General features: G+C 41.6%; 15 protein-coding genes. 6 read left to right on the top strand and 9 right to left on the bottom strand.

Features of this window, described 5'->3' with window-relative positions; genetic code table 11:
* Positions 1-213 precede the first annotated feature (213 nt).
* Entirely contained in the window at positions 214-852 is a 639-nt protein-coding gene (locus tag ACO06Y_RS22205) for a peroxiredoxin (protein ID WP_422081253.1), read from the bottom strand.
* Positions 853-1,018: 166 nt separating this feature from the next.
* On the opposite strand from ACO06Y_RS22205, the gene ACO06Y_RS22200 reads away from it, so the two are divergent.
* On the top strand, positions 1,019-1,561 hold the full coding sequence (locus tag ACO06Y_RS22200) for a YfiT family bacillithiol transferase (protein WP_422081252.1): 543 nt from the start codon (positions 1,019-1,021) through the stop codon (positions 1,559-1,561).
* Between the two features lie 36 nt (positions 1,562-1,597).
* Here ACO06Y_RS22200 and ACO06Y_RS22195 read toward each other — a convergent pair whose 3' ends face one another.
* The 3 genes from ACO06Y_RS22195 to ACO06Y_RS22185 are packed head-to-tail and all read right to left on the bottom strand — an operon-like array spanning position 1,598 to position 3,022.
* Positions 1,598-2,119: a GNAT family N-acetyltransferase gene (locus tag ACO06Y_RS22195; RefSeq protein ID WP_422081251.1), complete on the bottom strand. Its 522-nt coding sequence runs from the start codon at positions 2,117-2,119 to the stop codon at positions 1,598-1,600.
* Between the two features lie 3 nt (positions 2,120-2,122).
* Entirely contained in the window at positions 2,123-2,446 is a 324-nt protein-coding gene (locus ACO06Y_RS22190) for a cupin domain-containing protein (RefSeq protein WP_422081250.1), read from the bottom strand.
* Positions 2,447-2,461: 15 nt separating this feature from the next.
* On the bottom strand, positions 2,462-3,022 hold the full coding sequence (locus tag ACO06Y_RS22185) for a thioredoxin family protein (RefSeq protein WP_422081249.1): 561 nt from the start codon (positions 3,020-3,022) through the stop codon (positions 2,462-2,464).
* Positions 3,023-3,282: 260 nt separating this feature from the next.
* On the opposite strand from ACO06Y_RS22185, the gene ACO06Y_RS22180 reads away from it, so the two are divergent.
* Positions 3,283-4,320 carry a lysophospholipid acyltransferase family protein gene (locus tag ACO06Y_RS22180; protein ID WP_422081248.1) on the top strand — a complete coding sequence of 346 codons (1,038 nt, stop codon included), beginning with the start codon at positions 3,283-3,285 and terminating at the stop codon, positions 4,318-4,320.
* Positions 4,321-4,352: 32 nt separating this feature from the next.
* On the opposite strand, the gene ACO06Y_RS22175 is transcribed toward ACO06Y_RS22180, so the two are convergent.
* The 3 genes from ACO06Y_RS22175 to ACO06Y_RS22165 form a co-directional block, all read right to left on the bottom strand.
* On the bottom strand, positions 4,353-6,884 hold the full coding sequence (locus ACO06Y_RS22175; RefSeq protein WP_422081247.1) for a M14 family zinc carboxypeptidase: 2,532 nt from the start codon (positions 6,882-6,884) through the stop codon (positions 4,353-4,355).
* Positions 6,885-6,972: 88 nt separating this feature from the next.
* A complete protein-coding gene (locus tag ACO06Y_RS22170) occupies positions 6,973-7,344 on the bottom strand; it encodes a PUR family DNA/RNA-binding protein (RefSeq protein WP_422081246.1) in 372 nt (123 codons plus the stop codon).
* Positions 7,345-7,429: 85 nt separating this feature from the next.
* Complete coding sequence (locus ACO06Y_RS22165) at positions 7,430-9,178, bottom strand: ABC transporter ATP-binding protein (RefSeq protein ID WP_422081245.1); 1,749 nt, start codon at positions 9,176-9,178, stop codon at positions 7,430-7,432.
* A 178-nt stretch (positions 9,179-9,356) separates the two neighbouring features.
* Between ACO06Y_RS22165 and nusB the strand changes: the two genes are divergently transcribed.
* From nusB to ACO06Y_RS22145, 4 genes are all read left to right on the top strand, one after another.
* On the top strand, positions 9,357-10,304 hold the full coding sequence (gene nusB, locus ACO06Y_RS22160; protein ID WP_422081244.1) for a transcription antitermination factor NusB: 948 nt from the start codon (positions 9,357-9,359) through the stop codon (positions 10,302-10,304).
* Between the two features lie 43 nt (positions 10,305-10,347).
* Entirely contained in the window at positions 10,348-10,818 is a 471-nt protein-coding gene (locus tag ACO06Y_RS22155) for a DUF1573 domain-containing protein (RefSeq protein ID WP_422081243.1), read from the top strand.
* A gap of 25 nt (positions 10,819-10,843) precedes the next feature.
* Positions 10,844-11,131 carry a preprotein translocase subunit YajC gene (gene yajC / locus ACO06Y_RS22150; RefSeq protein WP_422081242.1) on the top strand — a complete coding sequence of 96 codons (288 nt, stop codon included), beginning with the start codon at positions 10,844-10,846 and terminating at the stop codon, positions 11,129-11,131.
* 259 nt (positions 11,132-11,390) lie between these two features.
* On the top strand, positions 11,391-12,740 hold the full coding sequence (locus ACO06Y_RS22145) for a Gfo/Idh/MocA family protein (protein ID WP_422081241.1): 1,350 nt from the start codon (positions 11,391-11,393) through the stop codon (positions 12,738-12,740).
* A 66-nt stretch (positions 12,741-12,806) separates the two neighbouring features.
* Here ACO06Y_RS22145 and ACO06Y_RS22140 read toward each other — a convergent pair whose 3' ends face one another.
* Together ACO06Y_RS22140 and pepT are read right to left on the bottom strand one after the other, a co-directional pair.
* On the bottom strand, positions 12,807-13,427 hold the full coding sequence (locus ACO06Y_RS22140; RefSeq protein ID WP_422081240.1) for a YdeI/OmpD-associated family protein: 621 nt from the start codon (positions 13,425-13,427) through the stop codon (positions 12,807-12,809).
* A 15-nt stretch (positions 13,428-13,442) separates the two neighbouring features.
* Positions 13,443-14,672: a peptidase T gene (pepT, locus tag ACO06Y_RS22135; RefSeq protein ID WP_422081239.1), complete on the bottom strand. Its 1,230-nt coding sequence runs from the start codon at positions 14,670-14,672 to the stop codon at positions 13,443-13,445.
* Between the last annotated feature and the right edge of the window lie 52 nt (positions 14,673-14,724).

Raw genomic sequence — 14,724 nt, 5'->3', positions numbered from 1 at the left:
ATCGTTGATTCCGGTAATAGGAAGTCAATGGAAGAGCTTGGCAAGTCCCAAGTAGGTTTTAAACGCAAAACACTTCACCGGATTCCCAATAAAAAGGGCCTCTCATAAAACGAGAGGCCTTTTTTCATATAGCATGGTCTATAACCAATTTCCTAAAAAAATGTATTTATAAATCTAAATCTCAAGAACAGATCCATAGATTTAAAACTTGCTTTAAGCGGTTGGATCCGGGGTCATTCTGAGATAAGGTTTCACTTCTTCCACGCCTTTTGTGAACATTTCCTTAGCTTCATCCGTGGGGATGGCCGGACTCACCACGACATCTTGTCCGTGCTCCCAATTGGCCGGAGTTGCCACCTTATGATAGGCTGTCAACTGCAGCGAATCCACGACACGAAGAAGTTCATAAAAATTTCTCCCCGTAGAGGCAGGGTAGGTGAGTATCAATTTTACGGTTCTGTCCGGAGCTATGATAAATACGGAGCGTACGGTAAGTTTGTCATCCGCATTTGGGTGGATCATGTCATACAATGTTGCTACTTTTCTATCCTCATCGGCAATAATGGGAAAGTTTACGGTAGTTTTTTCCACTTCGTTGATGTCCTTGATCCATTCGGCATGGGACTCCGCTCCATCCACGCTTAATGCGATCATTTTTACATTGCGCTTATCAAACTCATCCTTGAATTTCGCGGCCGTTCCCAATTCAGTGGTACATACCGGGGTAAAGTCGGCCGGATGGGAGAAAAGAATTCCCCAACTTTCGCCCAAATAATCATAAAAATTTAGGGTTCCTTGAGAAGTTTCCGCAGTAAAATCAGGGGCGGTATCGCCCAATCGTATGGTAGCCATATCCTGTATTTTTAGGTTGTTACTATTATTGTGCTACAAAATTATTGCATTAAACAGCAATCCCTTATTTTTTTGGTTAAAAATCTATTAAAGTTTAACCTTGTTTTTGGTAAGCACGTCTTGATTTTATTTCGCATAGAATGTGATCTTCTCTATCTTTGTTTTCATGGAAAAAATCGATTTGGAAGAACTGCGTTACCCAATAGGGCATTTTGAGGTTCCGGAAAACTTTGACGATACCACCATCCAAAATTGGATCTCGGAATTGGAGGCCTTTCCCCGAAAACTAGAGTCTCTGGTCAAGAATCTTTCCGATGAGCAGTTGGATACGGTATACCGACCGGGCGGATGGACCGTACGACAGGTCGTTCACCATGTTTCGGACAGTCACCACAACAGTTATATGCGGTTTAAATGGGCTTTGACGGAAAATCGACCTATAATCAAGGCCTATAACGAAAAGGCCTGGGCGGATTTGCTGGATACCAGGACTGGACCAATTGAGATGTCATTGGATCATTTGAAAGCGATACATACTAAGTTGGTCTATTTTTTAAGGAAGCTTTCCCAAGGCGATTTGGAAAGAATTTTCATTCACCCCGAAAGCAATGCCGAAACCTCGTTAAAAGAGAATATAGGAAGGTATGTGTGGCATGGCAACCATCATTATGCACACATAAAAAACCTTTTGGATAGAAACAATTGGTAAATCCTTTAGAGAGTTTATGGAAGAGATCCAACTGCACTAAATTGTTTTATACAGTATGAGCATCTGTTGCTCGTTTTGCAAAACGTTTGGAAAATCCAACACCCCTTCCCTAAGAATTTTAAATCCATTCTTTAGGTAAAACTTTAAGGCAGGACCTTTTTTCATCGTATCCAGCCAAAGAATTTCTTTCTTCAGTGCCTTGGCCTTATTTTCAACAAAACTCAACACCTCTGTCCCGATACCCTTACCGGAGTATTCCCTTAGGATGTAAAGCTTCTCCAATAAAAATGCTTCCTTGGAAGTGTAGGGTAAGATTTCGGAATGTAACATTACTTTAAAAACACCTACAGGTGATTCCCTATGGTAAACAATGAAATGTTCATTATTGGGGTGTGCCATTTCCTGATTAAGGATACCGGGGGTAAAACTAGAGTTTAGATAGGGTGCAGGGTCTTTCTCTTTCCAGAGGTGCAGATAGTATTGCTTATATGATCGGATTCCAATCTCACAGTAAACATCGAACAATTCCGGGGTCAATGCAATTATGGAAATGTCCATAAACTAGGTTTTCTTTTCCCCGCCTTCGGGACCATAGAAAAGTACCCAAGTGGCAAAATCCTCGGTGAAATTTTCAAAACGATGCTCCGTTCCCGCAGGGACAAAGAGGAAATCCCCTGCCGAAAAATCCGTACGGATCCCTCCATTCAGGAATTCACCGCTCCCGGAAATTATGATGTAAACTTCATCCCTGGTATGCGGTTTTTGTAAATCGACTTTTTGAGGTTTATACACTTCCACGACCAAAGTGCCGTGTTCAAAAAGATTCAAAAAAGGTGATTCCGTTTTTGCCAATCTGGCCAATGCCTCTTGGGTTTCAATTTTCATTTCAGGAAATTTAAATCAAGTGGTTGCCCATTTGATGTTACAGCCTATACTAGGTTTTTGAAGCGCATCGATTTTTTTGCCTTCCAATAGGGCATCCATTGCATTTCTAAGGTCCTTTCCGGTTACCGGTATTCCATTGCCGGGCCGGGAATCGTCCAACTGTCCACGGTATACAAGCCGTAGATTGCTATCAAAAAGATAAAAATCAGGTGTACAAGCGGCATCGTAGGCCTTTGCGGTTTCCTGCGTCTCGTCATAAAGATAAGAGAAGGAATATCCTTCTTGTTTGGCCGTCTCTTTCATTAAATCAGGGCCGTCTTGAGGGTAATTCTTAACATCGTTACTGGAAATGGCAACAAAACCAATCCCCTTTTTTTGGTATTCTTCACCTAGTTTTGAAATCTCCGGATTTACATGCTTTACAAAGGGACAATGGTTGCAGATGAACATAATGACCGTGCCCTTAGTACCTTTCGAATCCTGAAGGCCTACGTCTTTATCGGTCACGGTATCCGTTAAATTGAATGCAGGGGCCAAAGTGCCCAGGGGTAACATGTTACTGGGAGTATTTGCCATTTGATCTAAATTTTTGTTTTTAGTGCCATTGAATACGTTCAGGGGCGATTAAACGGTTTGGTCTATCAAAGTTAAAAAGAATTTTGCCGACCTTGTGTTTTGATAAACTAATGGTATATTCAAAAATTTTAAATGGAACACCCCAAATACAGCCTGTAAGTTTTTGGTATGGGCTACGATAACTTAAACCATGCTGCTTGATGTTTACGGTTTGAATTTCCACGAGTCTGGATTGGAAAACGGAAAAAAGAAAGATTGATTTGAAGAAAATTGGGTATTACCTCATAAAGGCTTGGATAAAAAGTGGATTGCATCTATACTTCTCCAAAATTAAAATCCACGGTCTTGAAAATGTTCCGAAGGACAAGCCGGTGCTTTTTCTCGCCAATCATCAAAGTGCATTATTGGATGTATTACTTATTGCCGTAGACTGCAACCGCAAGCCTTATTTTCTTACCCGGGCCGATGTATTCAAAAAACCTTTGCTAAAAAAGCTTTTCGGGTTTCTACAGATGATACCTATTTATAGAATTCGTGATGGTCGGGAATCCCTGAAGAACAATGCCATGGTATTTGATCATTGTGCACATTTGTTAGGCCGTAAAGAGGCCATACTCATGTTCCCGGAAGCCAATCATAGCCTAAAGCGTAGGGTAAGGCCTTTAAGCAAAGGTTTTACACGTATCCTGTTCGCTACATTGCAAAAAAATCCCGATTTGGATATCCGTTTGGTACCCATAGGATTAAACTATCAACATGCAGAAGCTTTCCCGGATTCGGCGGCCATTTTTTTTGGAAAGGATATTTCCGTACAACGATTTTATGAAGCTTCCGATTTAATTTCATCTACCCATATCATCAAGGAAAGGGTTTCAGGAGCATTAAAAAAATTGACCACACATATTGAGGACGAAGCCTCATACGATACAATTGTTAGGCGTTTGGATGCGGACAGGACGGATTATTTGGATCCAATGAGAGTCAACTCCAAACTGAAAGACCTAAAACCCCTAGAGACCCATGAAAAATGGGAATCGGAAAACGGGTTTCTTCGAATTGCTTTTTTTGTTTTTAATTTTCCCATGATCCTGCTATGGAAGATTGTCGTAAAACCAATAGTCTGGGAACCGGAGTTTACCGCTACTATCCGATTTGGTTTTGCCCTTATGGCATATCCCCTTTATTACCTACTGTTATTTACGGTACTCGTATTTTTCTATGCTCCCATAACTACCCTTGTTATGGTCTTGGGCATTTTTCTTTTCAATTGGGGGTATGTAAAATTGCAAGCCGATTAGGACATCATGGTTTTGGCTTTCTGAACTTTGCGTTACATTATCCCACCAAAGAAAATCGCGTTCATCAACAATTTGTTGGTTCCGTACCAAAATGCCCTGAAGTTTGTATTGTCCGTGAATATAACGACCCTGCCCTTGCCCAACTTCTGGACCTGAAAGGGGACACTTCCCTTTAACATGGCCAAATTTTCCTCGGAAATGTATCCGCTTAGCAATGGGGTATCGGTATACTGGATCGGATTGTTGTAACTGTCCTTATGCGGTTCAATAAAAACATTCGTATTCCGAAAGAGTGCCAACCGATTGTTTTTATATCCATAGTTAATAGGATGGGACCGATCTAATCTGGCCTGGAAAATGGCCCCGCCGGTTACTTGCGCACCCTTGAAATCATTTTTTGCCCCAAACGAAATATTTTTGGCGACCAAGGTATCCTTTCGGAATTTGAGCTTCATCAGCTCATTTTTTTCAAACCACTCGGCCACGGTCCTATAGCCGATTAAAGTTCCGCCTTCCATTACCCAGTCCTTCAAGTTTTGGGAGCTTTTAGCGGCCAAGGCCATACTGGGACCGCTGGAGCTAGGAACTATGATATCGGTATACTTTTTCAAATCGACCTTGTCCAAATAAGAAACATCTATTTTGGTGATTTTCATGTCGTATCGGGTATCGAACAAATGCCATATTTCACCTGCGTCATAGGAACGTACTCCTTTACCGACCAAGATGGCCACTTTTTGCTTTTTAATTGGATCAAAGTCGTTACTGCCCAAATCTATTCCCCGGGTAAGTCCTGTATTGACCGCCTTTATCTGAACTTTGCTTTTTTTGGCCACCCCATTTAAAAATTCATGGAGTTCCTTGGGCCGCAATTCCTGATTCTGTACGGGGATCATAATGGTACCATAGTCATATGATTTGCCTTCTAGGGAGAAAGGATATTTGGCTACTTTGGCACGGAGTCCTTTTTCCAATATCATATTTAGGGCCTTTGGGGTATAATACCCGTGCCATTCAAAAAGATAGGCATACTTGCTCTCTGCATCAATACTTCCTGATAAATCGGTAAGTTCGGTTATTTCGAAACCCGCATTTTCAAGAGTGTTGACTTCGGTATAGTCCAAATTAAAGGCCAATGGGAAGGTCCAGGCGGATACATCATAGAACAAACTGTCCTCGAAAGTGATACGCTTTTCGAACATAGCCTTTATAAGGCGATGATTTTTTTGGCGTAGGGGTACAACATAACTATGCTCCTTACTATATCGCTTTCCTTCCAATGTTACGTCATTGGCCAATTCATGAAATTTTATGTGCTGCCGTTGTAGGATCTCGGCAAGATGCCAGGTCTTGGAAGCATCCTTGCTGTCCCCGAAAATTATAGCTTGGGTCTTGCTCCGGGAAGCCTCGTTCCGAACGGTATTGTAAAAATCGCGCTGATAATCCAGGATTTTGGCCCGCATTTTTTTTGCCGCCTCTATGGTGGAAAGTGAGGTGGTGAATTGATTGCGGATAGTAAAGGGAAAGGTGAGTATACCATTTTCGCTCTCTTGGATGTGCCCTCTGGAACTGCCTTGCTCAAAAAGAATTCCAATGCTTCCGTTAACATCCGGGAAGGTGGATCCTTTTCCATAGTAGTAATCGTCATAGTTCTCTTCCGAATAGTACAACGATCCAATTTTATCCAAAGCCTTGGCATGATAGGTTCCTATTTCCGCCGTAAGCTCCTGATTTAGTTTTGGTGTTAGGGGATGGACCCGTGCAGGTTCCCCGGGCTGAAAAAAGAAAGTAGAATTTGTACCCATTTCATGATGATCGGTCAAGATATTTGGCAACCATTTATGAAAGGTATGGATACGTGCACGACTTTCCGGCAATTGAACGGGCAACCAATCGCGATTCATGTCAAACCAGTAGTGATTGGTACGTCCACCGGGCCACACCTCATGATATTCCCTTTCATTGCTATCGGCATTTAGGTTTTGACTTTTGTTGGTATTGGCCCAATAGGCAAAACGTTGTAGACCGTCCGGATTCATGCAGGGATCCAATAAGATGATCAAGTTGTCCAAGGTCTCTTCGATTTCCGGTCCTTCGGCGGCTGCCAAATAGTAGGCATAGGCCATTGCTGCATTGGTTCCGCTAGGTTCATTACCGTGTATGGTAAATCCTTGGTAGACCACTAGGGGCATTTTTTCCGTATCCAAGGAATTTCCACCTGCTTCGGTCAAAGTAATATGTTCCCGCCTAATCTTTTCAAGGTTCCTATGGTTTTTTGGAGCGGTAACGGTCAATAATAAGATGGGACGCCCTTCAAAGGTTTCGCCCCTATCTTCAAGGGTTATGCGATCACTGATTTTGGCCAAAGTCTGCATATAGAACATGAGCTTGTCATGGGTTACATGCCATTCACCCACTTCATGGCCAATAATTTCCTTTGGGGTAGGGATATCCTCCCTATAGCTGATACCTTGGGGAAGGTAATAATCCAAGTCCAAAGATTTCTGGGAGGTAGCTAAAAGAGAAGCGAATAGGAGCAAGAATAAAGATACTATTGTTTTCATATAGGGCTAAAAATTTATAGATATCACAAACAAAAAACGACCCTTTATCCGAAGAGCCGTTATCCTAACTATTTAAGATGCTTTCGATTTAAATGTCATCAAAATCAACATCTGTAAAGCTTTCCGCGGATTTCATTTGTCCATTTTCACTAGTTTCCTCTTTCTTGAAATCCTTTTGGTGGCGTTCCGAAATGACTTCGGAACCTTTTTCGCTAAAAATAAAATCCATCATTTCCTCAACATTTTCCCTGAACGCTGCAAAATCTTCCTTGTAAAGGTAGATCTTATGCTTTTTGTAGTGAAAGGAACCGTCATCATGTGTGAACTTTTTACTTTCGGTAATGGTCAAATAGTAATCCCCGGCCTTAGTGCTTCTTACATCAAAAAAATAGGTTCTTCTCCCCGCCCTTAAAACCTTGGAATGGATTTCTTCCTGATCCATTAGTTCTCTCTCGCTCATTTTGTGTAGTTTATAGTTGTTAAATAAATGGTATTAATCCTTCAAAAATGTGAAAAAAAAGGGAACCAGACAACAATTTGGTTGTTTATTTCTCAGAGAGTTGGTTTATATAAAGCTCTCTGTAATACCCCTCTACATTGTTCAATTCCTCGTGGGTGCCCTCCTGTAAAAGCTGGCCATTCTCCAGAACAAAAACTTTGTCCGCATTCTTGGCCGAGGAAACCCTATGACTGACGATAATGGTCGTTTTATCATTGGAAACTTTCTTTAGATTTGTTAAAATTTCCTCTTCAGTCTCTGTATCAACGGCCGAAAGGCAATCATCGAATAAATAGATTTTGGGATCCTTTAATAGGGCCCTAGCTATGGAGACCCTTTGTTTTTGGCCGCCACTTAGGGTAATCCCCCTTTCGCCGAGTACGGTGTCATAAGTCTTGGAAAAGCCCATAATGTTCTCATGTACGACAGCATTTTTTGCTACGGCAACTACCTCTTCCTGTGTGGCATCGTATTTGCCAAATTTTATGTTGCTTTCAATGGAATCGGAAAATAGCAAGGCATCCTGGGGGACCGCTCCAATGGATTCCCGAAGGGTTTTTAGGTTTACGCTTTTGATGGGAACATCATCTATCAATATTTCACCGGAAGACACATCGTAAAGACGGGTAATTAAATCAAGAATGGTAGATTTACCGGCTCCTGTTTTTCCTAGGATGGCGACCGTCTCTCCCGGATTTACGCAAAACGAAATGTCCTTTAATGCGGTGATATTGGTATCCTCGTAGGTAAAGGATACATTTTTGAACTCTATTTTTCCCTTAATGGACATCAATTCCGATGTCTGATTGCGTATTTCGGGACGTTCCCTTAAAAATTCATTTATTCTCTTCTGTGAGGCCTCCGCGCGCTGCACGATGGAGGTCAGCCATCCGACAATGGCCACGGGCCAGGTGAGCATATTTACATATAAAATAAATTCCGCGATTAAACCAATGGAGTTTATCTCCCCATCTATATATTGTTTTCCTCCAATGTAAATAACAAAAAGATTGCTTATTCCTATAAGCAATATCATTAAGGGAAAGAACCATGCGTTTACCTTGGCCAGATCCATACTTTTGTTCTTTCCTTCCATGGCCAGGACCCCAAGGTCGGCATTCACCTGAGGTTCCAGCGCATAAGCCTTTATTACCGATACTCCGGAGAATACTTCTTGTGTAAAGGTAGATAAGGAAGAAAGGTATTCTTGAACGACCGTACTTCGATTATGGATCACTTTGCTGATCTGATAAATAAGAACGGATAAAATAGGAAGCGGTATCAGGGTATATGCCGCCAAGGTTGGGGCCTTAATGAACATTATGGGAATAATACAGGCGAAAAGGGTAACCGTATTTATACCGTACATCAATGCCGGCCCGGCATACATTCGTACTTGACTAACATCTTCGCTAATACGGTTCATTAAATCCCCCGTCCTATTTTTTTTATAAAAATTAAGGCTTAGCAGTTGATAATGGTCAAAGACTTCGTTCTTTAGGTCATATTCGATATATCGCGAAACGTTTATGATCGTTTGGCGCATTAAAAAAGTGAAGAATCCCGAGAGTAAGGCCGCGCCGACAATGATCAATATAAACTCCAAGAGCATTTCCTTGGCTACGGGTTCGGTTATCCTTTGGGCCATAAAGTCTTCTACGACCTGTATGGAACTGTTTACGTAAGAAGGCATTACCAACTGGAATATCCGGGCAATGATGGTAATTAAAATACCCACTAACAGTTTAAACCAATATTTCTTGAAGTATTTGTTAAGGTGCTTAAGTTCCTTCATGCAGTGGTCAGGCTAGGCGTATTGCGTATTCTTGATTTTGCCAAAGATAGGTTTTTGGAAGATATACAAGTGTTATAAAATACCTAAGATAAAGCCCGGGACCTTGGTACAAAATTAAAATAGATTGCTATTTTTGCGGGGCGATGATTAACCCAATTCTTTCAAAAGTTCTCCGCAAATGTTGACGAGAAGGCATATTAGGGTAAAGGTGATGCAATGCATCTACGCTTTGACCCAATCCCGGGACGATTCCTTGGAAAAGCAGCAAAAATTTCTAAGGACCAGCATCGAAGGGATGTACATTCTCTATTTATTGGTCCTGAGTCTGTTATCCGAAATACGACATAAGGCCAACGGTCATCTGAAAATTACCTCCAAAAAGTACCTGACAGGTACTTCCGACAGTTATCCCAATAGGGAAAAATTTATAAACAATAGATTGTTGCGTCAGATTTCCAATAATCATTTATTGGAAAGTGAACTGAAAAAAAGAAAACTTCAGAATTGGTACCTGAACGAAGAGTACGTAAAATTGATTTACAAAGAAATTTTGGGAAGTGCACTCTATGACCGGTATATGTCCTCCACCAAGGACGATTATGAAGAGGACAGGCAATTTGTTCTCGATGTGTTCCGTGAAGTTATTGCCCCTAATGAAAAAATTTACGAGTATTTTGAAGATGACAAGTTAACCTGGGTCGATGATATTCCCATTGTGAATACCTTCGTTTTAAAGTTGTTGAAGAAATCCAAGCAAAGCCATAATGAATCTTTCTTTTTGCCCAAATTGCTGAAGGATCAGGCCGATATGGATTTTGCCCAAAAACTCTTGACAAAAACATTGTTAAACAATTCGCGTTGGGAAAAGGAGATTGAGGGCAAGACCCCAAATTGGGATAAGGACCGCATTGCGGATGTTGATGCCATTTTGCTCAAAATGGCTATTTGCGAGCTTTTGAACTTCCCCTCCATTCCGGAAAAAGTGACTATAAATGAATTTTTGGAAATTGCCAAGGAGTATTCTACCCCAAAAAGTAGCATATTCATCAATGGTATTTTGGACAAACTGGTAAAGGAGTACAGGGCAGAGGGAAAACTTAAAAAAACAGGTAGGGGCTTGTTATAAACAATATTTCTGTAATTTTACGGAATATAAAAAATAGTACATAATGAAAAGAATAGTTTTAAGCCTGGGTTTAATGGCACTATTGGCAGTTTCCTGTAAGGAAAATGCATCCAGTAAAATAAATACCGATAAGGTGGCACAGGCCGCCGAAAGGGACGAAGCCGCCAAAAAGCTTCCGGTGATGTCCTTTGAAAAGGCCGAACACGATTTTGGAACCATTGAACAAGGAACCCCTCAAGAGACTGTATTCAAGTTCACCAATACCGGTGAAGCCCCGTTGATTATAACGGATGCCAAAAGTAGCTGTGGCTGTACGGTACCCAACCCACCCAAGGATCCCATAGCCCCGGGTGAGACTGGAGAGTTGTTGGTGAAGTTCAATGGATCTGGCCAAAACCAGGTGACCAAGACCATTACGGTTACCGCTAATACGGAAAAAGGTTCCGAGCTCTTGCGCATAAAGGCTTTTGTAAACCCCAAAGGAGCTGCTCCGGTAGGCCCAACGGTAAACTAGATAGCAAACTTTAGATTTGTAAAAAATGGGAGATATAGGACAGTTTTTACCCATGATCCTAATTTTTGTGGTGGCTTATTTTTTTATGATCCGTCCACAAATGAAAAGGCAAAAAGATGAAAAACGTTTTGCCGCGGAACTCAAAAAGGGAGATCGGGTAATTACTAAAAGCGGAATGTACGGCAAGGTTGTGGATCTTAATGACAAGGACTACTCCTGTGTTTTGGAGACCATGGCGGGAAAAATCAAATTTGATCGGTCCGCCATATCCTTGGAAATGAGCAAAAAATTGAGTACACCCGCCAAGAAGTAGACTTGTTTGCATAACATATCAGGGACGCCGATTTTAAAATCGGCGTTTTTTTTGCATAAAACCTTAAGCCCTTTCATAGCTCTAAATCAACCCAAATAGGAGGTAGGCCCTCTTGAGTATTGGAGCCTAAATCAATTGAGTGACCTTCGAAATGGGTATCGTTCCATTTGTGGGTATTGGAGGTGTTTCCACACTTAAAATATAGAGCAATTTTCATTGAAAATCACTATCTTGAAAGGCAAAACAAAATTCTAGAATCATGTACCAAAATCGACGAAACTTTATCAAAAAAAGCTCCTTGGCACTTGCTGGAACAGGAGCAGCATTCGCATTCCCTATGGAGCTGTTGGCCACCATGAGAAAAAGAGTAGGGCCCAATGATCGTATCAATGTTGGGGTCATTGGCTGTAAAGGGATGGGCTTTAGTGATCTAAGCTCTATGCTAAAAATAAGTGAGACCAATGTGATTGCCTTATGTGATGTCGACGAAAATGTACTTGAATCCCGTACCGCGGATTTAAAAAAGGCTGGTATCAAAAAGCCAAAATGGTACAAGGACTACAGGCAGCTATTGGAAAACAAGGATGTGGATGTGGTAATCATTGGTACTCCGGATCATTGGCATTGCCTTCAATTGACCGATTCCCTGCAGGCGGGTAAGGACGTGTATTGTGAAAAGCCCATTGCAAATTCGATAGAGGAGGCCAATATTATGTTGGATTACGTGAATTCCAGTGATCGAATGGTTCAGATCGGTCAGTGGCAGCGCAGTCAACCCCATTTTGTGGATGCCATTAATTTTGTGCATTCGGGTAAATTGGGAGAGATACGTTTGGCCAAGGCATGGGCCTATCAAGGGTGGATGAAACCCGTTCCCGTAGTTCCGGATGAAGCCGTTCCCAATGGCGTAGATTACAACATGTGGTTGGGTCCCGCCCCACAGCGTGCGTTTAACACAAATCGGTTCCACTTTAACTTTAGATGGTTTTGGGATTATGCCGGGGGATTAATGACGGATTGGGGCGTTCATTTGATAGATTATGCCCTTTACGGAATGAAGGCCGGTAGACCAAAATCGGTAATGGCCCTTGGTGGAAAATTTGCGTATCCCAATGATGCCTCGGAAACCCCGGATACCTTACAGACCGTTTTTGAATACGATGGGTTCTCCATTCTCTGGGAGCATGCCACAGGAATAGATGGGGGGAACTATGGCCGTAATCATGGTATTTCCTTTATCGGAAACAACGGAACCTTGGTGTTGGACAGGAATGGATGGGAAGTAATCCCAGAAAAGAGCTTCAATGGATGGGGCAAGGAAAGGACTCCCAAAATGGAAGCTATTCTAAAGGATAAAGATGGGGTTAGTGGCCTTGATCTCCATACCGTTAATTTTATTGAAGCTGTGAAAAGTAGGGATGCCTCCAAACTTACAGCACCGATACAAGTAGGCTATGATGCCGCATTGGTGTCCCATATGGGCAATGTTGCCTTTAAAACGGGCAACAGGATTTATTGGGATACGGTCAATGGAAAGTTTAAGGAAGAAGAAGCCAACCAGTACATGAAGGCAAACTATCAAAATGGCTGGAAACTGCCCATAATCTAAAAAGTCAAATTCCAAATCCCTCCTAATAGATGTCGGTCTTTAAGGTTGGGATTTGGAATTATGGTACTACCTGTAACTATCATTAAGACCTTTTCCTTCCCTTAACAAAGGAATTATTTTTTGCAATCGGGAAAGTTTGGTCTTTTCTTGCTTGGCATCCGCTATATAGGATGTATATTCGTTTTGCTTGTAGGGAGACAACGCTTTAAACCTCTTTTCTAGCTCTTCGTCATCATTCAATGCCTCCTTAAGCATGTGGGGTATTGGGGCTTTTGCTTTTTTCTTTTTTAAAGGTTTTGTTTCAGTACCTTTTTTTTGGTTTTCCAAGGCCTCTATCATATAACTGAGTACGCCCTCTTGATCAATTTCATCAATTGTCGTAAATTTCCAATGGCGCATGGCCTGGGTCTTACCCTCCTGTGCATTTTCCAAGACCTTTTTTGAATCCTTAAGGAGCATCCCATTAAAAAACCCCAATCCAAAATGATGCTTAAATCGTGCTATCCAAAATACATTCTTGTTATTAATGGTATATACCGGGGCATGCCATTTAAAAGTTTCCACGGCTTCCGTCTTATGGGCCAAATTTCTTAAAATAGCGATCTCCTTCTTAAATAGGTGTTCCTCCTTGAAGTATGTTTCGACTTTATCTGAAGTATCCATGGTAATGATAGAGGTGTTCCACACGAAGTTATGTATTTTTCAATAACTTTTGGTTGCTACCAATTCACATATTTTTACAATGACCTCTACCGCCTTTTGCATACTTTGAATCGGTATATACTCGTATTTTCCATGGAAATTATGCCCTCCCGCGAAGATATTGGGACAGGGCAGGCCCATATAGCTTAATTGGGAACCATCCGTGCCCCCGCGAATAGGTTTAATGATGGGTTCAACACCCACAGCTTGCATGGCTTCCTTGGCAATTTCTACGATGTGGAACACAGGTTCTATTTTTTCACGCATATTGAAATACTGGTCTTTCAGCTCCAATTCAATACAATTGCCATGTATTTCATTGAGTTTGGCGGTAATGGTCTTTAAAAACTCCTTCCGTTTTTCGAATTTTTCAAAATCATGGTCTCGAATAATCAACTCGAATTCCGCATGTTCAATTTCGCCTTTTAGCGTATGTACATGGAAAAAACCTTCTTTATCGGAAGTGTGTTGGGGAGTTTCTTCCGGCGGGAGAATACTGATAAATTCATTGGCAATGCTTATCGCATTGACCATTTTGTTTTTGGCGTACCCGGGATGGACACTTTTTCCGGTAATACTGATTTTGGCTCCGGCCGCATTGAAATTTTCATATTCCAATTCGCCGATTTGGCTCCCATCCATGGTATAGGCCCAGTCCGCGCCAAATTGCTCCACGTCAAATTTATGCGCTCCACGGCCTATCTCTTCGTCCGGGGTAAAGCCTATTCGTATTTTGCCATGTTTTATAGTTGGATTCTGTATCAAATACTCCATTGCGGTAATGATTTCCGCAATTCCCGCCTTGTCATCTGCCCCCAATAGCGTGGTACCATCGGTAGTGATAAGGGTCTGACCCTTATAAAGAAGCAGATCCTCAAAATAACGTGGCGACAACACAATATTTTCCGTTTCGTTCAAAACAATATCCCCACCATCATAGTTTTTTACGACTTTGGGATTTACATCTTCAGCGGTAAAATCGGGCGTAGTGTCAAAATGGGAGATAAACCCTATGGTGGGCACATCTTTTTCCAGATTGCTGGGCAATGTGGCCATGATATACGCATTATGATCAATGGTAACCTCTTCCAAACCTATCTGTTTCAGCTCTTCTACGAGCTCCAAGGCTAGATGCCACTGTTTTTCGGTGCTAGGGGTCGTTTTGGAACGGGGATTGCTTTGTGTATCGATTTTCACGTAATTTATAAATCGGTCTACTAATTGTCGCATCGATATAATTTTTGTATAAAAATACTGTTTATACATCAGGAATCGCACAGTT

This window comes from Ulvibacterium sp. (genome assembly GCF_965228935.1).
In the GTDB taxonomy this organism is placed as follows: domain Bacteria; phylum Bacteroidota; class Bacteroidia; order Flavobacteriales; family Flavobacteriaceae; genus Ulvibacterium.
The sequence above is the reverse complement of the archived record's forward strand: the minus strand, read 5'-3'. Positions and strand labels throughout refer to the sequence as shown.

Excerpts from the sequence above, each read along its gene's own strand:
- ACO06Y_RS22205 (WP_422081253.1), bottom strand. The coding sequence starts at position 852 with ATGGCTACCATACGATTGGGCGATACCGCCCCTGATTTTACTGCGGAA.
- ACO06Y_RS22200 (WP_422081252.1), top strand. The coding sequence starts at position 1,019 with ATGGAAAAAATCGATTTGGAAGAACTGCGTTACCCAATAGGGCATTTT.
- ACO06Y_RS22195 (WP_422081251.1), bottom strand. The coding sequence starts at position 2,119 with ATGGACATTTCCATAATTGCATTGACCCCGGAATTGTTCGATGTTTAC.
- ACO06Y_RS22190 (WP_422081250.1), bottom strand. The coding sequence starts at position 2,446 with ATGAAAATTGAAACCCAAGAGGCATTGGCCAGATTGGCAAAAACGGAA.
- ACO06Y_RS22185 (WP_422081249.1), bottom strand. The coding sequence starts at position 3,022 with ATGGCAAATACTCCCAGTAACATGTTACCCCTGGGCACTTTGGCCCCT.
- ACO06Y_RS22175 (WP_422081247.1), bottom strand. The coding sequence starts at position 6,884 with ATGAAAACAATAGTATCTTTATTCTTGCTCCTATTCGCTTCTCTTTTA.
- ACO06Y_RS22170 (WP_422081246.1), bottom strand. The coding sequence starts at position 7,344 with ATGAGCGAGAGAGAACTAATGGATCAGGAAGAAATCCATTCCAAGGTT.
- ACO06Y_RS22165 (WP_422081245.1), bottom strand. The coding sequence starts at position 9,178 with ATGAAGGAACTTAAGCACCTTAACAAATACTTCAAGAAATATTGGTTT.
- nusB (WP_422081244.1), top strand. The coding sequence starts at position 9,357 with ATGTTGACGAGAAGGCATATTAGGGTAAAGGTGATGCAATGCATCTAC.
- ACO06Y_RS22155 (WP_422081243.1), top strand. The coding sequence starts at position 10,348 with ATGAAAAGAATAGTTTTAAGCCTGGGTTTAATGGCACTATTGGCAGTT.
- yajC (WP_422081242.1), top strand. The coding sequence starts at position 10,844 with ATGGGAGATATAGGACAGTTTTTACCCATGATCCTAATTTTTGTGGTG.
- ACO06Y_RS22145 (WP_422081241.1), top strand. The coding sequence starts at position 11,391 with ATGTACCAAAATCGACGAAACTTTATCAAAAAAAGCTCCTTGGCACTT.
- pepT (WP_422081239.1), bottom strand. The coding sequence starts at position 14,672 with ATGCGACAATTAGTAGACCGATTTATAAATTACGTGAAAATCGATACA.